Source organism: Pseudoalteromonas sp. MelDa3 (assembly GCF_002863625.1).
In the GTDB taxonomy this organism is placed as follows: Bacteria; Pseudomonadota; Gammaproteobacteria; order Enterobacterales; family Alteromonadaceae; genus Pseudoalteromonas; species Pseudoalteromonas arctica.
Genome location: NZ_PJBR01000053.1, coordinates 1 through 22,359, shown reverse-complemented (window position 1 = coordinate 22,359; position 22,359 = coordinate 1). Strand labels below are relative to the sequence as shown.

14 protein-coding genes and 2 pseudogenes are annotated in these 22,359 nt (G+C 40.2%); 1 reads left to right on the top strand and 15 read right to left on the bottom strand.

The genetic code is table 11. From position 1 onward, the window contains the following. From CXF89_RS11435 to CXF89_RS11380, 12 genes and pseudogenes are all read right to left on the bottom strand, one after another. Positions 1-176, bottom strand: a pseudogene (locus tag CXF89_RS11435) (phosphate-binding protein); the annotation flags it as partial. Positions 177-291: 115 nt separating this feature from the next. Then, entirely contained in the window at positions 292-1,599 is a 1,308-nt protein-coding gene (phoR, locus tag CXF89_RS11430) for a phosphate regulon sensor histidine kinase PhoR (protein ID WP_121954647.1), read from the bottom strand. A 65-nt stretch (positions 1,600-1,664) separates the two neighbouring features. After that, positions 1,665-2,354, bottom strand: a complete 690-nt coding sequence (phoB, locus tag CXF89_RS11425; RefSeq protein WP_006791869.1) for a phosphate regulon transcriptional regulator PhoB — start codon at positions 2,352-2,354, stop codon at positions 1,665-1,667. A 991-nt stretch (positions 2,355-3,345) separates the two neighbouring features. Continuing rightward, the gene (gene fba, locus CXF89_RS11420; protein ID WP_007377491.1) at positions 3,346-4,410 is read right to left on the bottom strand and encodes a class II fructose-bisphosphate aldolase; all 1,065 of its coding nucleotides are present in this window, start codon (positions 4,408-4,410) and stop codon (positions 3,346-3,348) included. 201 nt (positions 4,411-4,611) lie between these two features. After that, positions 4,612-5,787 carry a phosphoglycerate kinase gene (locus CXF89_RS11415; RefSeq protein WP_007587175.1) on the bottom strand — a complete coding sequence of 392 codons (1,176 nt, stop codon included), beginning with the start codon at positions 5,785-5,787 and terminating at the stop codon, positions 4,612-4,614. Positions 5,788-5,851: 64 nt separating this feature from the next. Then, on the bottom strand, positions 5,852-6,868 hold the full coding sequence (gene epd, locus CXF89_RS11410; protein WP_007587176.1) for an erythrose-4-phosphate dehydrogenase: 1,017 nt from the start codon (positions 6,866-6,868) through the stop codon (positions 5,852-5,854). Positions 6,869-7,046: 178 nt separating this feature from the next. Further along, positions 7,047-7,709: a peroxiredoxin-like family protein gene (locus CXF89_RS11405; protein ID WP_121954646.1), complete on the bottom strand. Its 663-nt coding sequence runs from the start codon at positions 7,707-7,709 to the stop codon at positions 7,047-7,049. 79 nt (positions 7,710-7,788) lie between these two features. After that, positions 7,789-8,523: an SIMPL domain-containing protein gene (locus CXF89_RS11400; protein ID WP_007587181.1), complete on the bottom strand. Its 735-nt coding sequence runs from the start codon at positions 8,521-8,523 to the stop codon at positions 7,789-7,791. A 139-nt stretch (positions 8,524-8,662) separates the two neighbouring features. Further along, on the bottom strand, positions 8,663-9,286 hold the full coding sequence (locus CXF89_RS11395; protein ID WP_121954645.1) for a 3'-5' exonuclease: 624 nt from the start codon (positions 9,284-9,286) through the stop codon (positions 8,663-8,665). Positions 9,287-9,301: 15 nt separating this feature from the next. After that, the gene (locus CXF89_RS11390) at positions 9,302-11,140 is read right to left on the bottom strand and encodes a DUF294 nucleotidyltransferase-like domain-containing protein (RefSeq protein WP_121954644.1); all 1,839 of its coding nucleotides are present in this window, start codon (positions 11,138-11,140) and stop codon (positions 9,302-9,304) included. Positions 11,141-11,265: 125 nt separating this feature from the next. Beyond that, positions 11,266-12,990 carry a sodium:solute symporter family protein gene (locus CXF89_RS11385; RefSeq protein ID WP_121954643.1) on the bottom strand — a complete coding sequence of 575 codons (1,725 nt, stop codon included), beginning with the start codon at positions 12,988-12,990 and terminating at the stop codon, positions 11,266-11,268. Positions 12,991-13,000: 10 nt separating this feature from the next. Continuing rightward, positions 13,001-13,264, bottom strand: coding sequence for a DUF4212 domain-containing protein (locus tag CXF89_RS11380; protein ID WP_002961535.1), 264 nt, complete (start codon positions 13,262-13,264; stop codon positions 13,001-13,003). Positions 13,265-13,678: 414 nt separating this feature from the next. On the opposite strand from CXF89_RS11380, the gene CXF89_RS11375 reads away from it, so the two are divergent. Then, positions 13,679-17,119: a PAS domain-containing hybrid sensor histidine kinase/response regulator gene (locus CXF89_RS11375; protein ID WP_121954642.1), complete on the top strand. Its 3,441-nt coding sequence runs from the start codon at positions 13,679-13,681 to the stop codon at positions 17,117-17,119. A 116-nt stretch (positions 17,120-17,235) separates the two neighbouring features. Here the strand turns inward: CXF89_RS11375 and CXF89_RS11370 are convergent. The 3 genes and pseudogenes from CXF89_RS11370 to CXF89_RS11360 all read right to left on the bottom strand — a co-directional run. Beyond that, a pseudogene (locus CXF89_RS11370) lies at positions 17,236-19,882 on the bottom strand (DUF2339 domain-containing protein). A gap of 126 nt (positions 19,883-20,008) precedes the next feature. Further along, positions 20,009-21,370 carry a hypothetical protein gene (locus CXF89_RS11365; RefSeq protein WP_121954641.1) on the bottom strand — a complete coding sequence of 454 codons (1,362 nt, stop codon included), beginning with the start codon at positions 21,368-21,370 and terminating at the stop codon, positions 20,009-20,011. A 164-nt stretch (positions 21,371-21,534) separates the two neighbouring features. Further along, positions 21,535-22,359: GGDEF domain-containing protein (locus CXF89_RS11360; protein ID WP_257983204.1), on the bottom strand; the 825-nt coding region annotated here is incomplete at its 5' end.

The window sequence follows — 22,359 nt, the reverse complement described above, 5'->3', positions numbered from 1 at the left end:
TCAGCCCAGAACGTCATCATGTTGGCTAAAGTGTCAGAACCTACTGATGAGAAGTTACCTGAAACACCACTAATTTTTTGATACTCAGGAATATCTTGATCTAAAGCAACTGCTTGTGCAGATACGAAAGTTGTAACAGCCACACCCATTGCGGCAACTAAGTTTTTAAATTTCATGTAGGGTTCTCCGGTTTGTTCGTCCCATTTTCTAACTGCTGCCCACTCTAAAGTGAGTACATGACAGTTACATTACTCTTAAATGACACTTTTATGACTTTGCTTTTCAGCCTAATTACTTAGCTAGCGAAACTATCTTATCTATTGAAAATTCGAAAGAAAAACACGAACCTTTGTTAACTTCACTGCTAATATTTAATTTGCTATCGTGGCGCGTTAGTACATGTTTTGTAATCGCAAGCCCTAAACCTGAGCCACCTGTTGTTCTGCTGCGGGCTTTATCAACACGATAAAAACGCTCAGTTAAACGGTTAATATGCTCTGGCGCAATACCATCACCATTATCGGTAACACTAAAACACGCTTTATTGTTTTTGCGCTGCCAACACACTTCCACTTTGCCACCGGGCTTAGTGTAATGAATGGCGTTAAATACTAAATTAGAAAACGCACTACGCAGTTCATCCTCAGAGCCTTTAATATCCAGAGTTTTATCGATATTAAAAATAAGCTCATGGCCTTTGTCTTGATTAATTGAGTTTGCCTCAGTGTGAATATAACCAAGTAATTGCGGTACGTTTATGGCTTTATCGTTATCTTGGCGACGAGCACCTTCAATACGCGAAAGCGATAGTAATTGGCTGACTAAGCTATCCATGCGCTTGCATTGTTCAAGCATAGTATTTTGCGCTTTGTTCCACATTGCTGGCGGCGGCATCATGTCGCCATTCATCATCTCAAGATACCCAGTAACCACTGTAAGCGGTGTACGTAGTTCGTGTGACACATTGGCTACAAAGTCTTTACGCATCTGTTCTAGCTGTTTTAAGCGCGTTACATCACGCACAACAACCATAAGTTGCGTGCTTGCATAAGGCATTACCCTAAATTCTAGTACTTGCTCAATGCTATGGCCGTTATCCAGCTCAAGCGCGTCGTCAAATTCACCTTTGTGCATGTATTTAGCAAACTTAGGTTCGCGAATTAAATTATCAAGACGCTGACCATGATCGGTTGGCCACTGCAAACCAAGCACTTTAAGGGCTAATTGATTACACCACACAATACTTAAATCGTTTTGTAATACCACTACCGCATCAGGTACTGCTTCAGCTCCATCGCGAAAGCGACGAATTAAATCAGCAAGCTCATTACGTTTTTTACGATTACGGTGCTGTAGATGATAAATACCTTCAAACACTTGCTCCCATGCACCCTCGCCCTCAGGTGGATTAAAGCTACGTTGATTAAGTAGCCAATCGCTCAAACGATAAAGTTGATGGTAGTGCCAAATAAGGAGGGAAAAAGATCCTAAAAATAAAAGCAAAAATGGCGCGCCAACCAGCACACCAATTAATAGTAAGGGTAAAAAATAGATAAACAGGCGCTTTACTAACGCCTGCTTATTAACAACTCGATACATACACTCACTTTACCTTAGAGTAGTAATACATGCGTATTTCATACATTAGCTAAGCTTTAAGCTGATCACAGCTTACTTGAAAAACGATATCCAGCACCACGTACAGTTTGCACCAATCGGTCATGTCCAAGTGGGCCAATTGCTTTACGCAGACGACGAATGTGCACATCAACCGTGCGATCTTCTACGTAAACGTTAGTTCCCCATACATGATCAAGCAGTTGTTCACGGCTATAAACACGCTCTGGGTGAGTCATAAAAAAGTGCAGTAATCTGAATTCGGTTGGCCCCATATCAAGCTCATTACCTTCTGAGGTAACACGATGCGAAATAGGGTCTAAACGCAGGCCATGTACTTCAATAGCTTCTTCTAATGAGGTTGGCGATACACGGCGAATAACCGCTTTAATACGTGCCATAAGCTCTTTAGGAGAAAACGGCTTAGTGACGTAATCGTCAGCACCTACTTCAAGGCCACGTACTTTGTCTTCTTCTTCGCCGCGGGCTGTAAGCATAATAATTGGGATTTGGCGGGTGTGTTCGTTTTGCTTAAACTTTTTAGCAATTTGAATACCGCTTCCACCTGGTAACATCCAATCAAGTAAAACCATATCTGGGTAAGGTTCAACCATAGCTGCAATAGCAGAGTCGTAATCTTCTGCTTCAATTGCTTGAAATCCATTTTGCTCTAAAACAAAAACCAACATCTCCCTGATAGGAGCTTCGTCATCTACGACTAGTACTTTACGTGACATTCCAATTTATCTCTTACGCTATCGAATTAGTTTTCATTATTATGACTAAGTATGACATTTTTATGAAAGTGTAACGTGTAAATTAAAATGGTGGTAAAAAAAACACAAATTAGTGACAAAAAACCTCATTAACGTCATATTTTTAAAACCTTTTTAATATTTAACGTAATAAAAAGAGATTTACGATAAATTTATAAAATAGCTAATTTTTGAAATTATCTGCTTTTTGTCGCTAGTTAAATCATTAAATAATACAAAATTAGTTGGGATCATTGTTTTACTAACCAAGACATTTTTACAGATCGATCGTTTAAAAGCAGCTTTAAAGCCATTTTAAAATCAATAAACCCGCCTGTGTAACAATCAATACGTTTAAAAATAGATCTAAATTTTACTAAGCTCAAAATAAAGGATCAGATTTTTACCAAGCCGATCCACTCTCAGATCAGAGTTGTACCTAGTCAAAGCCATAAGTTGTTGATTGTTTATACAAATAAATAACGATCAAATTATCTCAGAGCCTAAAATAGCGAAAAAGTGTATTTGGCTTAGTAAAGTAATGATCCGAAAAGGCTGTGTTAGTAAATGCGTGATCCCAAAGTACGGCGTTGATAGTACAGTGATCTGATCAATAGAAGCCATCCCCGCAATATAAAAAGGGCTGACATTAAAAAAGCCAGCAACAAAGTTACTGGCTTAGGGCCTGTTGACCTTTCAGGATTAAAATTTGTTCAATCTAGGGGCGATTTAATCGCGGCGTGAGGTTTGTAACCTAGCGGGCTAAGTAAAAACCGAGCAACAAAGAGTAAATTGCCCCTAGGCAGAACCCTTCGGGCAGCGCATGTTTGGCATTTATTCCACGTTATCGCCTATTTATGGGGAATAACCACACTTCATAGGCTCTGCCTTGCCTAAATACCAAACATACTGCTGCAAATTTAACCTCGAAAGATAAACAGGCCCTAATAATGATCAATTATAAATTGATCTATTATCTAATTTTAGGGTCTAGTTCGCCGCTTAAGTATTTAAGGTGCATCTCATCAAGTGAAATTGGCTTAATTTTACTAGCCTGACCAGAAGTACCAAACGAGTTATAGCGCGCAACACAAATCTCTGTCATTGCTTTTGTAGCTTCAGCTAGGTATTTACGTGGATCAAAGTTAGATGGGTTAAGCGCCATATGACGGCGAATTGCACCGGTAGATGCTAAACGTAAATCGGTATCAATATTTACCTTACGAACACCAAACTTAATGCCTTCAACAATCTGTTCAACTGGCACACCATAAGTTTCTGGAATTTCGCCACCATACTGATTAATAATTTCTAACCATTCTTGAGGAACTGAAGATGAACCATGCATCACTAAATGCGTGTTAGGAATACGTGCATGAATCGCTTTAATGCGGTCAATCGCTAAAATGTCATCTGTTGGTGGGCGAGTAAATTTATAAGCTCCATGCGAAGTACCACATGCAATTGCAAGTGCATCAACATGTGTTTTATTTACAAAGTCAGCCGCTTCTTCAGGGTCTGTTAGCATTTGCTCAGTGGTTAGTATACCTTCAGCGCCAACACCGTCTTCTTCGCCAGCTTCACCTGTTTCCAGTGAACCAAGTACACCTAGCTCGCCTTCAACCGATACGCCACAAGCATGAGCCATAGCAACAGTTTCGCGCGTTACTTCTACATTGTATTCGTAGCTTGAAGGAGTTTTGCCGTCGCTCATTAACGAGCCATCCATCATTACTGATGAAAAACCAAGCTGAATTGAACGCTGACATACACCTGGCGATGTGCCGTGATCTTGGTGCATAACAACGGGAATATGTGGCCATTCTTCAACGGCTGCTAAAATCATATGACGAATAAATGGAGCACCAGCATAAGCACGTGCGCCAGCTGATCCCTGAACGATTACTGGGCTGTTTGTTTTGTCAGCCGCTTCCATTATTGCGCGCATTTGCTCTTGATTGTTAACGTTAAAAGCAGGTACGCCGTAACCATGCTCTGCTGCATGATCTAAAAGTTGTCGCATACTGATTAAAGCCATTGGGTATTCTCCAATTTATCGACAGTAGTTCCCTACCATCTAGTTTGAACGGATGTGTTAGTTTGGCGTTATAACAACGCCACGAAAAACCACTGCTTTGCAGTAATATTCCATCTAAATTAACTATTAAATTAGGGTGAGAGGTATTTAATAATTAATTGTCGGTGAGGGCTATTACCCCCTCACCTTACGCCACTAAAATTACTTAGCGCGCGACTCTAGCATTTCAACTGCTGGAAGTTTTTTGCCTTCTAAAAACTCTAAGAACGCACCACCACCAGTAGAAATATAAGAAACTTTATCGGCAATGCCGTATTTATCAATTGCGGCTAAGGTATCACCACCACCAGCAATTGAAAACGCATTTGAGTTAGCAATTGCTTGTGCAATAGCACGTGTGCCATTACCAAACTGGTCAAACTCGAACACGCCAACAGGGCCATTCCATACAACAGTGCCCGCATTTGCAATAATTTTTGCAAGCTTGCTCGCTGTATCAGGACCAATATCAAAAATCATATCGTCGCTTGTCACTTCGCTTACATCTTTAAGCGTAGCTACAGCAGATTCAGAAAACTCATTACCAACAACTACGTCAGTCGGTACCGGAATTTCACCATTATTAGCAATCGCTGCTGCACATAAACGGTTCGCTTCATCCATTAAATCAGGTTCGTAAAGCGATTTACCAACTGGGCTACCTGATGCAGCAATAAAGGTATTTGCAATACCGCCACCGGTAACTAATTGGTCAACAATTTTAGAAAGTGAATCTAAAACGGTTAATTTAGTTGAAACTTTAGAACCACCAACAATCGCCACTAATGGACGAGCTGGGTTATCAAGTGCTTTGCCTAACGCTTCTAGTTCAGCTGATAACAATGGACCTGCACATGCCACATCAGCAAATAAGCCAACGCCATGCGTAGATGCTTGTGCACGGTGAGCCGTACCAAATGCATCCATTACATATACATCACACAGTGCTGCAAGTTGCTTAGATAACGCTTCGTCGTTTTTCTTCTCGCCTTTGTTAAAGCGCACATTTTCAAAAACAACAACTTCGTTATCAGCAATATCAACACCGTTTAGATAATCTTTTTCTAAACGTACAGTTTGCTCAAGAGCATCGTTTAAGTAATCAGCTACAGGTGCTAGCGAAAACGCTTCATCATATTCCCCTTCCGTAGGACGGCCAAGGTGTGACATAACCATTACTTTAGCACCCATCTCAAGCGCTAATTTAATAGTAGGTAGTGCTGCACGAATACGCGCATCTGACGTCACTTTACCTGCTTTAACTGGTACATTTAAATCTTCACGAATTAATACGCGTTTGCCGTTTAAATCTAAATCTGCCATTTTTATGACCGACATGAACATCTCCTTAGTTAACGATACTGAACCTGAAAAATACGTTTAAAATTATTATATTAATAAATTACTTATTCACTGCCATCATAGCGCGCGCTGTGTCGAGCATACGATTAGCAAAACCCCATTCGTTATCACACCATACTAATAACTTTATCAGTCGTTTGTGACTAACACGTGTTTGTGTGCCATCAATAATACAAGAATGTGGGTCGTGATTAAAATCAACCGACACAAGCGGCTCTTCGGTATAACTTAAAATACCTTCTAAGCGGTCTTTTGCTTGTGCTTTAAGTGCGTTATTTACTGCGTTTAAATCTACATCGGTATTAACCGTTACACTTAAATCCATTGCCGTTACATTTATAGTAGGAACACGTACGGCGATGGCTTCAAAACGGCCTTTAAATTTAGGTAAAATACGGTCTATACCACGGGCGAGCTTTGTATCAACTGGAATAATTGATTGGCTTGCAGCGCGAGTACGGCGTAAATCATGATGATAACCATCAATCACTTGTTGATCGTTCATCGACGCATGAATAGTTGTAATAGCGCCCGACTCAATACCAAATGCATCATCTAATACTTTAATAACCGGCACAACACAGTTAGTTGTACACGAGCCGTTAGAAACAATTGTGTGTTCGTTTTTAAGCTCATCGTCGTTAATGCCATACACAATCGTAGCATCAACATCGTTATCGGCCGGATGCGAAAACAACACCTTTTTAGCGCCTGCGGTAATATGTAACTGCGCATGTTCACGCGAGTGATAAACACCCGTACATTCAAGTACAACGTCTACATCGAGCGTTTGCCAAGGTAATTCAATTGGGTTTTCTTCACAAAAAAGTGCAATGGTATCGCCTGCAACACTAATGGTGTCTTCACCAAGTTTTACAGGAAAAGAAAAACGACCGTGGGATGTGTCGTATTTTAATAAATGAGCAATAGCTTCAGGATCAGCAAGTTCGTTAATCGCAACAATTTTTATATCGTCGCTCAAACCAGACTCGTATAACGCGCGGACAATATTTCGACCAATACGACCAAAACCATTAATTGCAAGTTTGATTGCCATGAAATATAAAATCCACTCTTTTAGCGTGCAGATAAAGGCAATACGCCTTTTAGATGTCTGTATTGTAATCGACCTTGCATCTGATTATAAGAGGGAAGCATTAGAAACTTTAAATTAAGGTTAAAGAGCTTAGGCATTGCAAGCTCTTCGAGGGTTCTGACTTTTAAAATTAAGTTTTTTATACTAAATTTTTCAATGCGTTAATTATATCTTCTGGCTCAGAACGAGTACGATAATCAACATCAACATAACGCCAAGTCACTTTACCTTGTTTATCTAAAACAAAGGTGGCAGGGATCGGTAAAACACTACTATTGCCATTGTTAACCGACTCTAAATCTAAGCCTCGGTCTACTCGCATATGCTCGAGTAAAAATGTGGGTACTTGCCATGCTACTCCGTAGCTTGCTGCTACATCGGCATTTTGATCACTCAGCACTAAAAAATCCATTTTACTTATATCGCTTTCGCTCATTGAGCCATCGGGTACTTGCGGGCTAATAGCCACCAATTGTGTGCCTAATGCGTGAATTTCAGGTAAATGTGCTTGAAGCGCTTTGAGCTGTAAATTGCAGTACGGACACCAACTTCCACGATAAAAAGTAACAACCACAGGTCCTTTTGCAAGTAACTCTGTTAACTGCACCGATTGACCATGTTGATTTGGTAACTCAAAACTTGGTGCGCTTTGGTTTAAATCAAGTGCATTAGCACCTTGCTGAAACGCTTTTGCTTGTGCAATCGTTTCATCAACACCTTTCATGAAATCAGGATTACCTTTTCGCCCTGCGGCTATTTTTGCCTCAGTTTGTGCTTTTAACGTGTTATTTTCATCGCTCATAATATGGCTACCTTCAAATTAATCAAAAACTTAAAGCCAGCTTACATTATGAAAATGTATTTGAAATGAAAATTTTAACTTATTCATTTACTTCTAAATCAAACACCACGTTTATTGATGATTTAAATGTAATAGTTTCTTGCAGGTATCTACCTTGCTCAAATGGATTTCTAGTAACTTTAGAACCGGTTACAACTATTCTCTCAAAATTATCTGCGCCATAACCATAACTTGAACGGTTAGAATTTGAATTAATGCTGTAAATTTTTCCAAGCTCTGCGCCAAATGCTTTAGCAAGCTTACCCCCTTTAACTATAGCGTTATCTATTGCGCCTTGTGTTGCTTCAGCTTCTAACTGCGCGGCTTTTGAAGACATAAGCTCAATATTCGTCAGTTCATTAATTTTTACACTTAATGCAAAATCGATAAAATCATTCAACTTTTCAATATTTCTTAATGTTACTTTAAGTGTTCTTGTTGCTACATATCCTGCATTAATTGCTGTACCGCTCTCGACATTAAACTTGTCGTCATCATTGTAAGTTAACAGGCTTGTAGCAGAAACATCCGTCTCCTTAACACCGTACTTGCTTAATCCTTTAAGTAACAAATTTACTCGGTCATCAACATCACGTTTTGCATCAAGTGATTTGTCTTTAAAGCTTATTACTTCAAAAGAAATCTTAGCCATATCGGGCTTTGCTAATACCTCTGCAGTACCCTGCACTGCAATATGGCGATTAGCAGGTAAGCTTGAATTAGCAAAAGTGATGAGTGGGAATAAGGTTAAGAAAATAGTAGTGATGAGCTTCATGATCGTTCCTTGAAGTGATTAGTTAGATAATGATTACGCAACCGTACCTATAGTTATACGGACAACAATAAAAGTAAACTGTCCTTTACTGTAGGCGGGAGTTTATCTCGCGCGGCATAAAGCCCCGCCTACAGCCAATCTACGTCAACTCGGCTACTTTTAACTCTTTGCCACGGCTTATTTGATGGCACTGGGCTAGCAGTAACTCGGCGGTGGCTTGTGCATCGGTCAGTGCATGATGGCAATGATAGCTTGGTAACTCATAACGTGTGCGGCATGTATTAAGGGTTAAATCATCTTGTTTTATTTCAGTTGAATGATGCAGTAAGCGCTTTTGTTCAATATGGAGTGTGTCGATTATGAGTTTAGGACGTATAGTTATATTGGCATTTTTAAGCGCTATTTTTAAAAACCCCCAATCGAGCATGGCATTATGAAACACTAAAATACAATCACTAAAGTGGCTGCTTAGTTGCGTTAATATACTGCACAAGCTCTGTCCTTTTGTTATAGCATCATCGCTAATTCCATGAAAAACAGGACTTTGCTCAAGGCTTTTTACGTCTTTATTTATAAGGTGCTGTGACTCGCTCATTTTTATACATTGATTATCTATTATCACCCACGCTACCGATACAATTTCGTGCTGTTTTGCATCAAGGCCAGTGAGCTCTAAATCAATCACTAAGTAACGTTGTTGTAAGGCATTTTTGCCTAGTAATTTACGGCGCTTTAAATACCGAGTGAGCAGCTTTTTTACCATGTTAGTAATCCATCATTATAAACTGCCGCGAGCAAACTTAAACGCGGCGGCTTGCTGCGCTTGTTTAACAAGGTAAAATGCTTCTTTTAATTGATGGCGCTCTAGTGAGTTTAATTTATTAGGATTAATACAATTACTCGGTAAGCCCTCTTCGTTTATTTGTGTACTCAAGCGAAGCTGCGTTAAAAATCGCCAGCAGTCTTTTAGGTTGTATATATCTTCTTTGCTGATCAGTTTGTGTTTTAGTAGTGCGTCCAATCGCTCTTGTGTGTTGGCGCGCTTAATACCCGCTTTTAAAGCGTATAACCGTACTATGTCGTTTATGATCACCACACCGCGTTTTTTTAAATCTATGTATTTATTATTTTGATCTGTTTTTTCGGTTTTAAATTTATTAAATAAACCAATAGGTACGTTGTTGTTACTTATGTCAGTTGCCATAGCAGCGTAAAACAAATCGTTACGCGATATACGAATTAACTGCTCGCAAAAAGCCGTGTATAAAGCGTTTGAACCTTCAATAAATCGCAAGTCAAAAAATATCTTACAGTTAAGCATTGCATTGGGTGTGGGGCTTTTTATCCATTTAAAAAAGCGCTCGCTCCAGTCGTTTACGCTCATTCGGCACTCATCGCTGCTTGCCATAATATTACCTGGGCAACGCCTAATGCCGCATTCAACTAAGTTTTCACATACAAACTCTCCCATGCTTTTAAAGTAAGCGTGTTGATCGGGGGTTAAGTCGTTAGGGAGTAATAAGCCGTTGTCTTGATCCGAATGCAGGGTTTGTTCTTCGCGTGCTTGCGAGCCAAAGCAAATAAAACTAAAGCTGGTTGGCGCTGCGCCATGCTCTTCTTGAAATAAGTGAATAAGGCGCGATGTAAGCGCATCGGTTAAACCACTGAGTAATTTACCAATTAGCGATATGTCGTCAATGTTGTACGAAAAACCACGCAAAAGTTCGGGGATTTCTTTTGCGTAGCGTTTTAAATCAGTAACAGTATGCGCTTTATATATGCGCCCAATAAGCTGTACGGGGTCGCTTTTTTGTTGGCGCAGTAAATCGGTGCTGGTTATCATCCCTATTGGGTTATGGTTTTCGTCAAGCACGGGTAAATGATGAATATTGTATTTAAGCATTAAGTGTAGCGCCGAAAACACCCGGTTGTTTTCAAATATAAACTTAGGCTTGGCGGTCATAATACTGCTTACTGCGTCTTGTGGATCGACCTCGTCGGCAAGTACTCGGTTACGTAAGTCGCGGTCAGTCACAACCCCTACTAAGTGCGCGTGCTGCGTTATCATTATTGACGATACGCCATGCTCTTTCATTTTTTTAGCACTTTGCCTAATACTTGCATCGGGCGAAAGCGTAATGGCGGTGCGGGTCATCAGCTCTGATATTTTACGCTCAGACCAACTATCGTTTTTACTTTTATAATGCGATGACAACAACCGGTTAGCATGAGCGCGTACAAAGTATTGCTCAAACGATTTATATTCTCTGCGTAAAAAATCAAAGTGCGTTTGAGAGAGCATATACACAATGCCCTCTTTTTGTACTTCTAACCTATTTTGAATTGCCTCGCCGGTTAACAGCGACGGAAAACCAAAATAATCACCTTGCGCCAAGCGTGTAACAACATCGCCCTTGCCATCAACTAGGTCATACAAACCAGAGCGAATTAAAAACAGTTTAGGGTTTTCACTTTGTAACCACTGAGTTTGGTTTTCGCGGGTGAGGTAAATAATATCAAGATGATTTACAAAATATTCGTATGCGCTGCTATCAAGCATAGTAAAAGGTGCTTGCAAACAAACGTATTGGGCTATTTCTTGTTGTTCTACACTCATTGTATTCGCTCTTTAAATGGTGATGTACCAATCTAATGTACTTATTTATTAAACAAATAAAAAGCCCGACTAAAGTCGGGCTTTTGGTGCTTTATGTTATCTAAACTATATCTATAAATTGTAGCCTAGTGGTCGTGCGCTTCTGCAGACCCTTTAGGGTTACGAATGCTTTCAACCATTTCTTGAATTTCAACCGGTGTAGGTTTAGTAAACTTAAGAACAATTGCAGCAACTGCAAAGTTAATAATCATACCAATTAAGCCAATACCTTCAGGCGAAATACCTAAGAACCAGTTTTCAGGGCTATTTAGCTCTGGGCTAACAAACTTGAAGAAAATGATATACGCAGCGGTAAAGCCAATACCCGTTACCATGCCTGCAATGGCGCCTTCGCGGTTCATTGTTTTAGAGAATATACCCATAATAATTGCTGGGAAGAAACTCGCTGCCGCCAAGCCGAATGCAAATGCCACTACCGATGCCACAAATCCAGGCGGGTTAATACCAAAGTACGCGGAGATAACAATAGCGACCATGGCTGCCAACCTCGCTGCAAGTAACTCTTGCTTGTCGGTAATATCGGGCTTGAGGGTTCGCTTGAGTAAATCGTGCGAAACGGAGGTCGAAATAACCAATAGTAAACCTGCTGTTGTAGAAAGTGCAGCGGCAATACCACCAGCAGCTACAAGTGCGATTACCCACGCTGGTAAGTTAGCAATCTCTGGATTTGCTAATACCATAATGTCGCGGTCTACGTTTACTTCGTTAGCACTGTTCGGATCGGTGATTTTACCCGCCGTGTAGAACATTTTACCATCGCCGTTTTTATCATTAAATGTAATTAAACCTGTGCGTTCCCAGTTTTTAATCCATCCTGGTGCTTCTGCGTAAGCTGTACCGCTACCGTCTTTACCATTAATAGTATCAACCATGTTTACGCGAGCAAAGGCTGCAACCGCAGGTGCTGTAGTATAAACAATCGCGATGAACACAAGTGTCCATGCTGCAGAAATACGCGTGTCTTTTACGCGAGGTACAGTGAAAAAGCGAACAATTACATGTGGTAAACCAGCAGTACCTACCATTAACGCGCCAGTAATAGCGAACACGTCAATCATGCTCTTAGAGCCTTCGGTATATTGCGCAAAACCAAGTTCAGCGCTTAAGCCGTCTAGTTTATCAAGTACGTATACGCCATCGCTGCCAATTAATGTGGCACCAAAACCGGTTTGTGGGAAGAAGTGACCCGTCATCATCATCGAGATAAAAATGGCTGGTACAAGGTAGGCAAATACAAGTACACAATACTGCGCTACTTGTGTGTAGGTAATGCCTTTCATGCCGCCAAGTACCGCATAAAAGAATACAATCACCATACCAATGTAAACACCGGTTTCAATTTCTACTTCTAAAAAGCGTGAAAATACCACGCCTACGCCACGCATTTGCCCTGCAATGTAAGTAAAGCAAATGAATATGGCACATACAATTGCCACTAAACGTGCGGTGCGTGAATAGTAACGGTCGCCAATAAAGTCAGGCACGGTAAACTTGCCGAATTTACGTAAGTAAGGCGCTAAACACATGGCTAATAGTACATAACCACCAGTCCACCCCATTAAGTAAACGCTGCCATCGTAACCTGCAAACGAAATAATACCCGCCATTGAAATAAACGACGCGGCGCTCATCCAATCCGCGGCTGTTGCCATACCATTAGCAAGAGGAGGTACGCCGCCGCCTGCTACATAAAACTCTTTAGTTGAACCCGCTCGGGCCCAAATTGCTATGCCGATATAAAGCGCAAAGCTTAAACCAACAATTATAAACGTGAGTGTTTGAACATCCATTGCTTAGCTCCTATTCGTCTACGCCGTATTTTTTATCTAACGTATTCATTTTGAAAACGTACACAAAAATCAAAGCAACAAAGGTATAAATCGCGCCTTGCTGGGCGAACCAGAAGCCAAGTTTAAACCCAAAAAAACGCACTTCATTAAGTACATCAACCAGTAATATGCCAAAGCCGAAAGACACAACAAACCACACTGCTAACAGTTTAAATAACAGCGAAATGTTTTCTGCCCAATAAGCTTTTGCTTGTTCTTCATCTTTAAAAGCCATTTTTGTTTTCCCCTTTAAGCACCGCAATATCGCGATGAGTGGTTTTTTATCTTCGCTTACCAATTTAGCAATGCTGGTTACATATTGAATTGAGACCATAGTCGTAACAGCTTGTTAACGTTTACGTAAACTGTATTTATCATTCAAACGTATTTTATATATTTTTATATTATTTCAATTACTTAGGCTGTTTTTGTAAGCTGGCTTTATGATTAAATTGATAAGTTGGTCATTAATGCGACATTAGTCTAATGCTTGAGATGATTTTATTTTTGTTATTAATATTCAATAAGATAGAAATAAAATGAAAGTTTTATTTTAAATTCAAGCCTCACACTTAACCTCAGTTCTGGTATTGTGTTAATCCCTCATAGGGTTGAGGGACTATTTAAAATAATAAGGTTTAATAACAACATGACTGCCGTACTCATTATTGTTGCTTTAAGTTATATAGGTGTGCTGTTTTGGCTCGCCAATTGGGGCGATAAAACAACCCCCTTGGCAAAGCGTATTAGCCATCACCCTTTTGTGTATTCACTCTCACTTGGGATTTACTGTACCTCTTGGACTTACTACGGCTCAGTGGGTACAGCCGCCACCAGCAGTTGGAGTTATTTGCCAATATTATTGGGCCCTGCGCTGCTGTTTTTATTCGGCCAAGGGTTTTTACGTAAGCTGGTACTGGTAAGCAAAAAACAAAACATAACAACTATTGCTGACTTTATTTCAGCTCGTTACGGCAAACGCCAAACTACCGCGATTATGGTTACTGTTATTGCGCTGCTGGCGACTATTCCCTACATTGCACTGCAATTAAAAGCGCTTAGTACCAGCTTTTTACTTTTGCAAAACAGTAATAAAATATCAGGCGATATGCTCGCGCTTTCTGCCACATTAATTATGGCCTTATTTGCAATATTTTTTGGTACCCGCAAAGTGGACGTAACAGAGTATCGCTCTGGGTTAATGCTTGCTGTCGCGTTTGAATCAATGATTAAACTTATTGCACTTATTGCTGTAGCAGGCCTTGCTGTTTACACCTTATTTAATATGCCAGAGCCTACTTCAAATAAAGTAACCGAGTCTATTTGGGGTCACTGGAGCGACTTTAACTTTTTTAGCTTTAACTTTATTGGCCAGTCTTTAATGGCTGCGGCCGCTATTATATGTTTACCACGCCAGTTTCATGTAACCGTGGTCGACAACCAAAACAAACGCCACTTACTTACCGCTCGCTGGGCTTTTCCGCTGTATTTACTATTAACTGCCGCAATGATTTTACCTATTGCGACTGCGGCAATTCATCCTGAAATTGGCAGCGGCTATTCGCCAGATAGCTTTGTACTTGCCCTACCGTTAATTAACGACAACGCCTTTTTAACCACCTTTGTATTTATAGGTGGACTATCGGCCGCCACCGCAATGATAGTGGTAGCAACGCTTACATTAAGCACGATGATTTCAAACGATGTGGTATTACCCCTAATGCTACGTCGTAAATTTAAACGCAACTTAATTACCACCAGTTATAAGTCTCGAATTTTACTTGTAAGGCGCTTTGCTATTGCAGGCATATTAATTTTGGCCTATTTCTATCAGCAATGGTTTGGCCATAGCAGCGCACTGGCAAGTATGGGCTTAGTTGCTTTTTCACTTGTTACTCAATTGCTGCCCTCTATTGTGGGCGGTTTATATTGGCGAAAAGGCCATGCTTATGGGGTTTATGCAGGCTTAGTAGCGGGCTTTATTTGCTGGGTACTATTTTTAATGCTGCCAATACTCGATGCTGGAGCAACGCTTGATAGCGAGCTACAACAAACGCTTATAACACGCGGAACCTTGATAGCTTTGTTTGCCAATATTGGGTGTTATATTAGTTTTTCACTTGGGGCTGAGGAGCGCTTAATTGATAAGATTCAGGCAGCTGCTTTTGTTAACCCTAAAGATCAGGCTATTTTATCAAGGCGCTTAAATAAAGACGTAAAAGCCACTGTTTACGACTTTAAAATACTACTGCAAACCTTTTTAGGTATTCAGCGCAGCCAACAAGTATTGGCGCATTACGCACTCGCCCATCACTTGAGCGATAACAACGCACACCCAGAGCCTGAATTTATAGCCTACTGCGAACGCGCGTTAACAGGCGTGCTTGGCGCATCTTCCGCACAAGCGTTAATACATACGGTATCGTCGGGTAAGCGTATGGCGTTTGAAGAGGTTGTAAACTTTTTTGACGAAACCACACAAGCGCTGCAATTTAATCAAAATCTGTTATTTACCTCACTCGAAAATTTAAGCCATGGTATTTCAGTTGTCGATAAAGATTTAAAGCTAGTAGCTTGGAATAAACGCTACAGCGAAATGTTTGGCTATCCTGAAGGATTTTTAGAAGTAGGCCAACCCATAGAAGATATTATTAGATACAACGCTAACCGTGGTGAATGTGGCCCTGGCGAAATAGAACGCCAAGTAGAAAAACGTGTGCAGCATTTAAAATACGGCAGCTCGCATCACTTTATTCGCCACCGTCGTAATGGCCAAGTATACGAAATGATTGGTAACCCGCTGCCCGATGGCGGATTTGTTACCAGCTTTTCGGATATTACCAATCACATAAGTACGCAAAATGCGCTTGAAGAAGTAAACATGGATCTTGAAAACCGCATAGAAGCGCGAACTCAAGAAGTGCAAACCATTAATAGAGACTTACAAGCTCAAATAGATAGCCGTGTACAAACCGAGCAAGCACTTACTTTAGCCAAACGAGAAGCAGAGCAAGCCAACGACAGTAAAACGCGCTTTTTAGCACTGGCGAGCCACGACATTTTACAGCCGTTAAACGCAGCACGTTTATACCTTGCTGCCATTGACGAAAAGCAACTCGACAGCACTAACCAAAACAGCTTTGAAAAATTAGGCGACAGTCTCGATTCAACCGTGCATTTAATGTCGGCACTACTTGAAATAGCCAAGCTAGAACAAGGCGCTATGACCCCAACCCCTCGCCACTTTTATATTGAAGATATTTTAGCGCCATTGCAAAGTGAATACGCTATTTTATCAAGTGATAAAGGCCTTAAGCTTAGTGTGCGTTCACACCAGCAAATTGTGCATAGCGATATAACCTATTTGCGCCGAATTATTCAAAACTTGGTCTCTAATGCAGTTAAATACACCGATAATGGCCGTGTATTAATTGCCTGTAGGAACCGAAAGCACAATTTACGAATAGAAGTATGGGATACAGGCCCTGGTATTAGCGAAGTAGAGCAAGCTAAAATATTTAACGACTTTTACCGTGTTGAGTCGGGCGATAACAAAGGCGTAGGCTTAGGCTTAGGTGTTGTAAAACGTATGGCTGACTTATTAAGTTTGCCGCTTGATGTGCATTCTGAGCCTAATAAAGGTAGCCGTTTTAGCATTGAAGTACCTTATGGCGACGAACAGTTTGTACAACAAAAAAGTACGACAAACAGCCTAATAGAAAACCGTGCAGCAATTAATATTGTTGCCGTAGACGACGACCCTGAAAACCTAGCTGCAATGGCAAGCTTACTTAAAAAGTGGCAAGCTAATTACACGCTATTTGATAATGTAAATAATGTACTGGCGCACGCTAAAGAAAACGGTGCACCCGATGTTATTTTAATGGACTACCAATTAGGCAATGACTGCGATGGCATAACGCTAATTAAAACCCTGCGCGAAATTTGGCAAAGCCAAGTGCCCGCTATTTTAATTACCGCAGTGCGCGACACCGAGCTTAAACAAGAAACCAAAGCCGCTAATATTCATTATTTAAGTAAACCAATTAAACCGGGCAAACTAAAGGCACTGCTTAATCACAGTACATAATAAGCTAGTAAAAAGTGATCTAGTTAAAAGTATTCTCGTTAAAAGCTATCAAGTAATAGCGTAAAACAAAAAGCCCAGTATCTTCACTGGGCTTTGCTTTATAAAGTGTTCAAAAGTTAAACTGGATTTACTCGGCTTCTAAGCTTTTGGAATAACCAACTTAACCCCACCAACGAAAGTCCTAATCCAATAAACGAAAGCGCTTTAAGTAAGCCCTCCAAGTTAGCCATATCAATTAAAAACACTTTAACAATAACTGCAGCTAGTAAGCCTAAGCCTATTTTTTGTATTAATAACTGGTTTTTAAGGTGACCAAAAATAACAGTACCTGCCCCTAGTATTAACCAAATAACAGAGTAGCTATAAAGCTCTGCATTACTTGCGCCTTTTGATAAGTAAATATAAGGCCCTTGCCAGTATTGGCGAATAAAGCTGTTTATTGCCAATAATATAAACCCACCCGCAACGGCCAATATAAATGGCGTAGCTTTAGCGTTTATTGGTTTTACAAGCTTGGCCAGCCAAAGCGTTAATCCTGCAGGTACTAACCACAATAGTAATAACCAGTTAAATATTGGCAGCTCACCTATGTAAAGTGATTCAAATAATGGGTTGTCGTCAAGCAGTGTTTTAATAGCAAAAAGCTCTGCTAACCCTACAAGTGCAAAGCCCGCCACTTGGTATAACTTAGCTAAAGTACCGGCAAGTTTTGCTCTGTGTAAATACACACACCCTAATGCCAGCCAGTTACAGGTAAGGAGTATTTGTTCGTAAAAGTTAAGTGAATCAAATTGCGGATAATGCCCTACTAACTGATAACTTGTTTCGGTGGTAATAAAAAGTGCTAAACAATGAAGCGCTGCACCTTCGAGCCATATTTTCAGTTTTGATGAGTCAAAGCACTTAGCTGCGGCAAAAAATAACGCAATACATAACGGGTAAACCACTATGCTCCAATGCAAACCAAATACCGTGAGTGCATCGTAACTTGGCGTCCAAGGTGAAAGCGTAAGGCGCAGTAATAACGCAGCAACCAAGGCTTTTATAGGCCAATGTGGCATAGGCACGCTATAGCGTTTAATAAGTACGCTTATAAGTAATACTTGTACAGCAAGAGCAATGGTTAGGCCGCTGTCACTTAGTAGCATGGTAATTGCTAACGTAATATTGGCATTAGCGCCTACCCAATAAGTAAAACGCTGAAATAGCGTTGTATTATGCTGCGCGAGCTTTATTAAAATAGCGGCGACTACAAACAATACAACGGCCCAAAGTGGATATGCAGTACTTAACGCAAAATTAGGAATAAGCGTATATAAAGTCGCTATCATTACATATACACTAAATGCCCCCGTAATATGAAACGCTAAACGCTTAATCTGTTTTTTACCGTAATAAAGCCCAAAAGCGGTAAGTAACAATCCGAGTAATAAACCCAAACCATACTCATTTTTGAATATAAAGAGTGCGTCATCAAATAGGTTTGGCGAAAGATGCGTGCGTTCAGCACTTATAACCAATAGCGCTGCACTTGCTAATGCTACTGCTTGCCAAATATCCCAGCGGCTATTTTTAAGGACTAAAAATAACATTAGTACAATACTCAACACACCGATTGTTTGCCACTGCATATCAAAGTGACTTATTAGCATTGTAAATATTAAGGGTGCTATAAAGGCGAGTAATAATGCATGATCTGGAAGCACGTTAATTAAGCGTTTTAAACTGTGCGGGCGATGTTCAATAACATTCAGTTTTAGACCTAAGCGCGGTATAGCAATTAACCCAATAATACTCAGTAGAGCAAACGTTCCCATTAACCAAACGGTATTAATTTTAAGTAATGTAAAACCAACTAAATACCAACCAATATGCCCTGCCCATAATAAATACCACAACCAAGCTCGCTGTACTTTATGTGCAACTAACGCGGCCGACAAACTTACAAAGCCAACATACATAAATAATGCAAACAAGTTACCACTGCCAGTGCTAACCCATATTGGTACGCTGTAAGCGCCAATAATACCAAGCACGGCCAATAGCGGGCCTAACCTAAGCGCCATCGCGCTTGCACTAATTGCTATAATAGCTAACGCAAAAAAATGCCACGGTAGGGCTCAGCATGTCGTAACTGCTGTAAGCTAAAAGCGTTAAAGCAAAACAGGTAATAAACCCGCCGCTTGCAAGCGCTGCGGGTATGTAATTATTAAAGCCTTCAAATACAATGCGTTTATGGTGTAAATAAGCCGCGGCTGCAATTAGGCCAAGCCCAAATAAGCCGCCTAAACTCAGCCTCATTACAGGCGATAGTAACCCCGCTTCTAGGCTATATTTAGCTAAAAATATGCCCCCAAACGCAAGCGCTATTGCGCCTATCCAGGTCATCCAGTTCTCTTCAAACCCTGCGCGTAATTTATTAAATAGTAATTCTATGGCTGATGCTTCAGCTGGTTTGGCTTTTTTAGGAGGCGCTGATGGCTGATTTATTACAGGTGGCGACGCGTTTTGGGACGTTAAGTTTGGCTGTGCTTTATGAGCAATAGGCTCTGATCTTGAAAGCGCTGCCTGAGCCGTAGATGCTTCACTTTGAGGTTCTCTTTGCGATATCGATTTATGTGTTTGTAGATGTGTTATTTTGGCTCTTAAAACAGCAACTTCTTGTTTTAATCCATTTAACTGCACTAGCGCTATTAAGCCGCAAATAGCACCGGCAACTACAACCAGTATTACTATGACGGCTAACCCAACTAAATCATCCATGGCACACTCTTATTAATTATTATGCCCAGAGTGTACCTAATTATTAATGAGTAGGTAAATTTTGTTCAATAAAAAAGCCTAAGTACTTAAAGTGCTTAGGCTTTATGCTACTTAATATGTTTAGATTTATTCAACACTATCGGTAATAGTGCGCTCTAGGGTCATTTTATAACCTGAGCTTGTTGTTTCATCATGCTCTAAAATCAATATGTAGTTACCCTCTTGTGTAAAGTCCATATCGCTTTGCTGAATAAGCACAATTTGCTGGCCATTATCTTCATATACAACATAAACCGTGTAAATTTCGTTATCTACAACCTGCTCTTCTTGGTCATACTTATCTAGGCCATCGACTACGTTACTGGTGTCGTCTACCGTTTCGCCGTTAAGTGTAAAGTACACATCAACATCTGAAACCGACTGCCCTGCGTAGCTTTCAATTAGGTTTACAACCGATACCGTATGGCTGTAACTACTTGGTGTTAGGTTTTCTTCAACGCTCATCATACGTAAACCGTTATCAACGTCGTTATAAAAAATACCCACCGCACTTTGCTCACGCTCTAGCGTCATTAAAAAGTTATCAGCTAGTTTTGTACCTTCTTCGTCGTACATCGCTACGCTGTAACTATTCGGCGAAAGTTCAACATAATCGGTATAAGAGTCACTAGCGACTGTATTTGTTGTGTTTACAGTTGTACCGCGTGTAGCAGAAAAGCTCACTGGCGAGTAGTCATCAACCGTATTTATAAAACGTAATTGCCCCAGGGCAGATTGATGTTTAAGCTCAGTAACGTAGTTATTATCGGTTACTACATCAAGCGTAATACCGCCTTCTTCTGTAGCGTAACTTGGGCGGATCATTGCAACATAGCTTGCTTCGTCGTATAAATAAACAGATGACGACTCATACACAACATCACTGCTGCCCGCTTCGGTTATGTAAATAGTGTAATAACCTTCATCAACGCTTTGCAGATCTAACTCACTTAAATATTGAGCCGATGAAAAAAGTGTCGCGCTTTCAAATACGCCATCATCAGTTGCTAAGTAAATATCGTAGTTAGTATCCTCCCCTGCAATATTATAAAACCCTAAGTTAAACTCACCCGTATCGCTTGTAATAGGTACGCTAAGCTCTGTAAATGTAGGCTCATCAAAGTTGCCGCTCATTACTACTAACTGTGTTTTGTCACCTTTAATAGAAATTTCTTGGTCGCTAATTGTTATATAGCTGTCGTTAGCATCTAGGTATTCAAAACTTACATCATAAGTGCCTGTGCTGTAGTTGTGGCGAGTAGTTACATCGGCAAAATCAGCGCCTGAACGCTCTGTTTCTTCAACAAACAAACGTGTGTATGGGCTATTGTAAGAGCCGTTATACAATTGGATGTAACCTGTAGAGCTTGAGCTATCATCAGAGCCGCAGCCCGACAAAATAGTAATTAGACTTAAGGGTAATGCAGCTTTTAAAAGGGAGTTGGTCATTAAGGTTATTCCTTATTATTAATATCCCCATTATGACCCAAACATTCTATTTTAATTTCATGATTTACAAAGCATTACCCTCACTGACATTTCCTTACGAAAACGTTAAAAAGTGTAGTAAATGTGCAAACAATAAGGACGTGTTTTTATATAATTAAAAACGCTTACGGGGCAATTTCAAAACGATCTCGGCCACTCTTCTTAGCTAAATATAAAGCTTGATCAGCGCGTTTCATTACTTTATCTAAAGGCTCATTAGGCGTTTGCATTGCAACACCTATACTTACTGTTAAGTGGCGAGAATTTTGAACATTTATGGTGTGCGCAAGATCAATTAATTGCTGCGAGAAATCACACGCTTGCGTCATATTATTGGTAGGCAAGTAGCCACCAAATTCTTCACCACCGAGGCGAGCAAATTTGTTTTGGTGCGTAAAAGCATTGTCGTATTTAGTTGCTAGTTCTTTAAGCACTACATCACCAACATCATGACCAAATTCATCATTAATTGCTTTAAAGTGGTCTATATCTACAATTAAAATAACGTAAGGTGAGTGCTGAGTATCTTTAGCGTGCTGATAAAAATAACGTCTGTTATGTACCTTAGTTAAATCGTCAATGATTAGCTCACGCGCTAATCGATTATTAATACTTTGTACAAAGCGCATCGTTTTAAATAAACCATAGGAAGTTAAAAGCATGCCGCTGGTTCTGCATAAATCTTCAAAATAAATACTTACCCAGTAAGGCTGTATCACTATCTCATCGATTAAATCAGCTGTATTACCCATGGACCAGAGCATTAATCCGAGAGTCGAAAATGTATATGCAAGCTTTGAAAGTTTGGAGCACTGAACCATCCAAAATAAAAAAATAAGAACAATTAAATTAATAAAATCAGTTGTAAAACCGTAAACATTATTTTGAACTTGTAGGGGAGGAAAGCTAGTTAGGGAGTAGGCTGAAAAAATAACAATATAAGCTAATAA

Bases quoted from the DNA above. Each gene is read 5' to 3' on its own strand.
- phoR (WP_121954647.1), bottom strand. From the start codon at position 1,599: ATGTATCGAGTTGTTAATAAGCAGGCGTTAGTAAAGCGCCTGTTTATC.
- phoB (WP_006791869.1), bottom strand. From the start codon at position 2,354: ATGTCACGTAAAGTACTAGTCGTAGATGACGAAGCTCCTATCAGGGAG.
- fba (WP_007377491.1), bottom strand. From the start codon at position 4,410: ATGGCTTTAATCAGTATGCGACAACTTTTAGATCATGCAGCAGAGCAT.
- CXF89_RS11415 (WP_007587175.1), bottom strand. From the start codon at position 5,787: ATGTCGGTCATAAAAATGGCAGATTTAGATTTAAACGGCAAACGCGTA.
- epd (WP_007587176.1), bottom strand. From the start codon at position 6,868: ATGGCAATCAAACTTGCAATTAATGGTTTTGGTCGTATTGGTCGAAAT.
- CXF89_RS11405 (WP_121954646.1), bottom strand. From the start codon at position 7,709: ATGAGCGATGAAAATAACACGTTAAAAGCACAAACTGAGGCAAAAATA.
- CXF89_RS11400 (WP_007587181.1), bottom strand. From the start codon at position 8,523: ATGAAGCTCATCACTACTATTTTCTTAACCTTATTCCCACTCATCACT.
- CXF89_RS11395 (WP_121954645.1), bottom strand. From the start codon at position 9,286: ATGGTAAAAAAGCTGCTCACTCGGTATTTAAAGCGCCGTAAATTACTA.
- CXF89_RS11390 (WP_121954644.1), bottom strand. From the start codon at position 11,140: ATGAGTGTAGAACAACAAGAAATAGCCCAATACGTTTGTTTGCAAGCA.
- CXF89_RS11385 (WP_121954643.1), bottom strand. From the start codon at position 12,990: ATGGATGTTCAAACACTCACGTTTATAATTGTTGGTTTAAGCTTTGCG.
- CXF89_RS11380 (WP_002961535.1), bottom strand. From the start codon at position 13,264: ATGGCTTTTAAAGATGAAGAACAAGCAAAAGCTTATTGGGCAGAAAAC.
- CXF89_RS11375 (WP_121954642.1), top strand. From the start codon at position 13,679: ATGACTGCCGTACTCATTATTGTTGCTTTAAGTTATATAGGTGTGCTG.
- CXF89_RS11365 (WP_121954641.1), bottom strand. From the start codon at position 21,370: ATGACCAACTCCCTTTTAAAAGCTGCATTACCCTTAAGTCTAATTACT.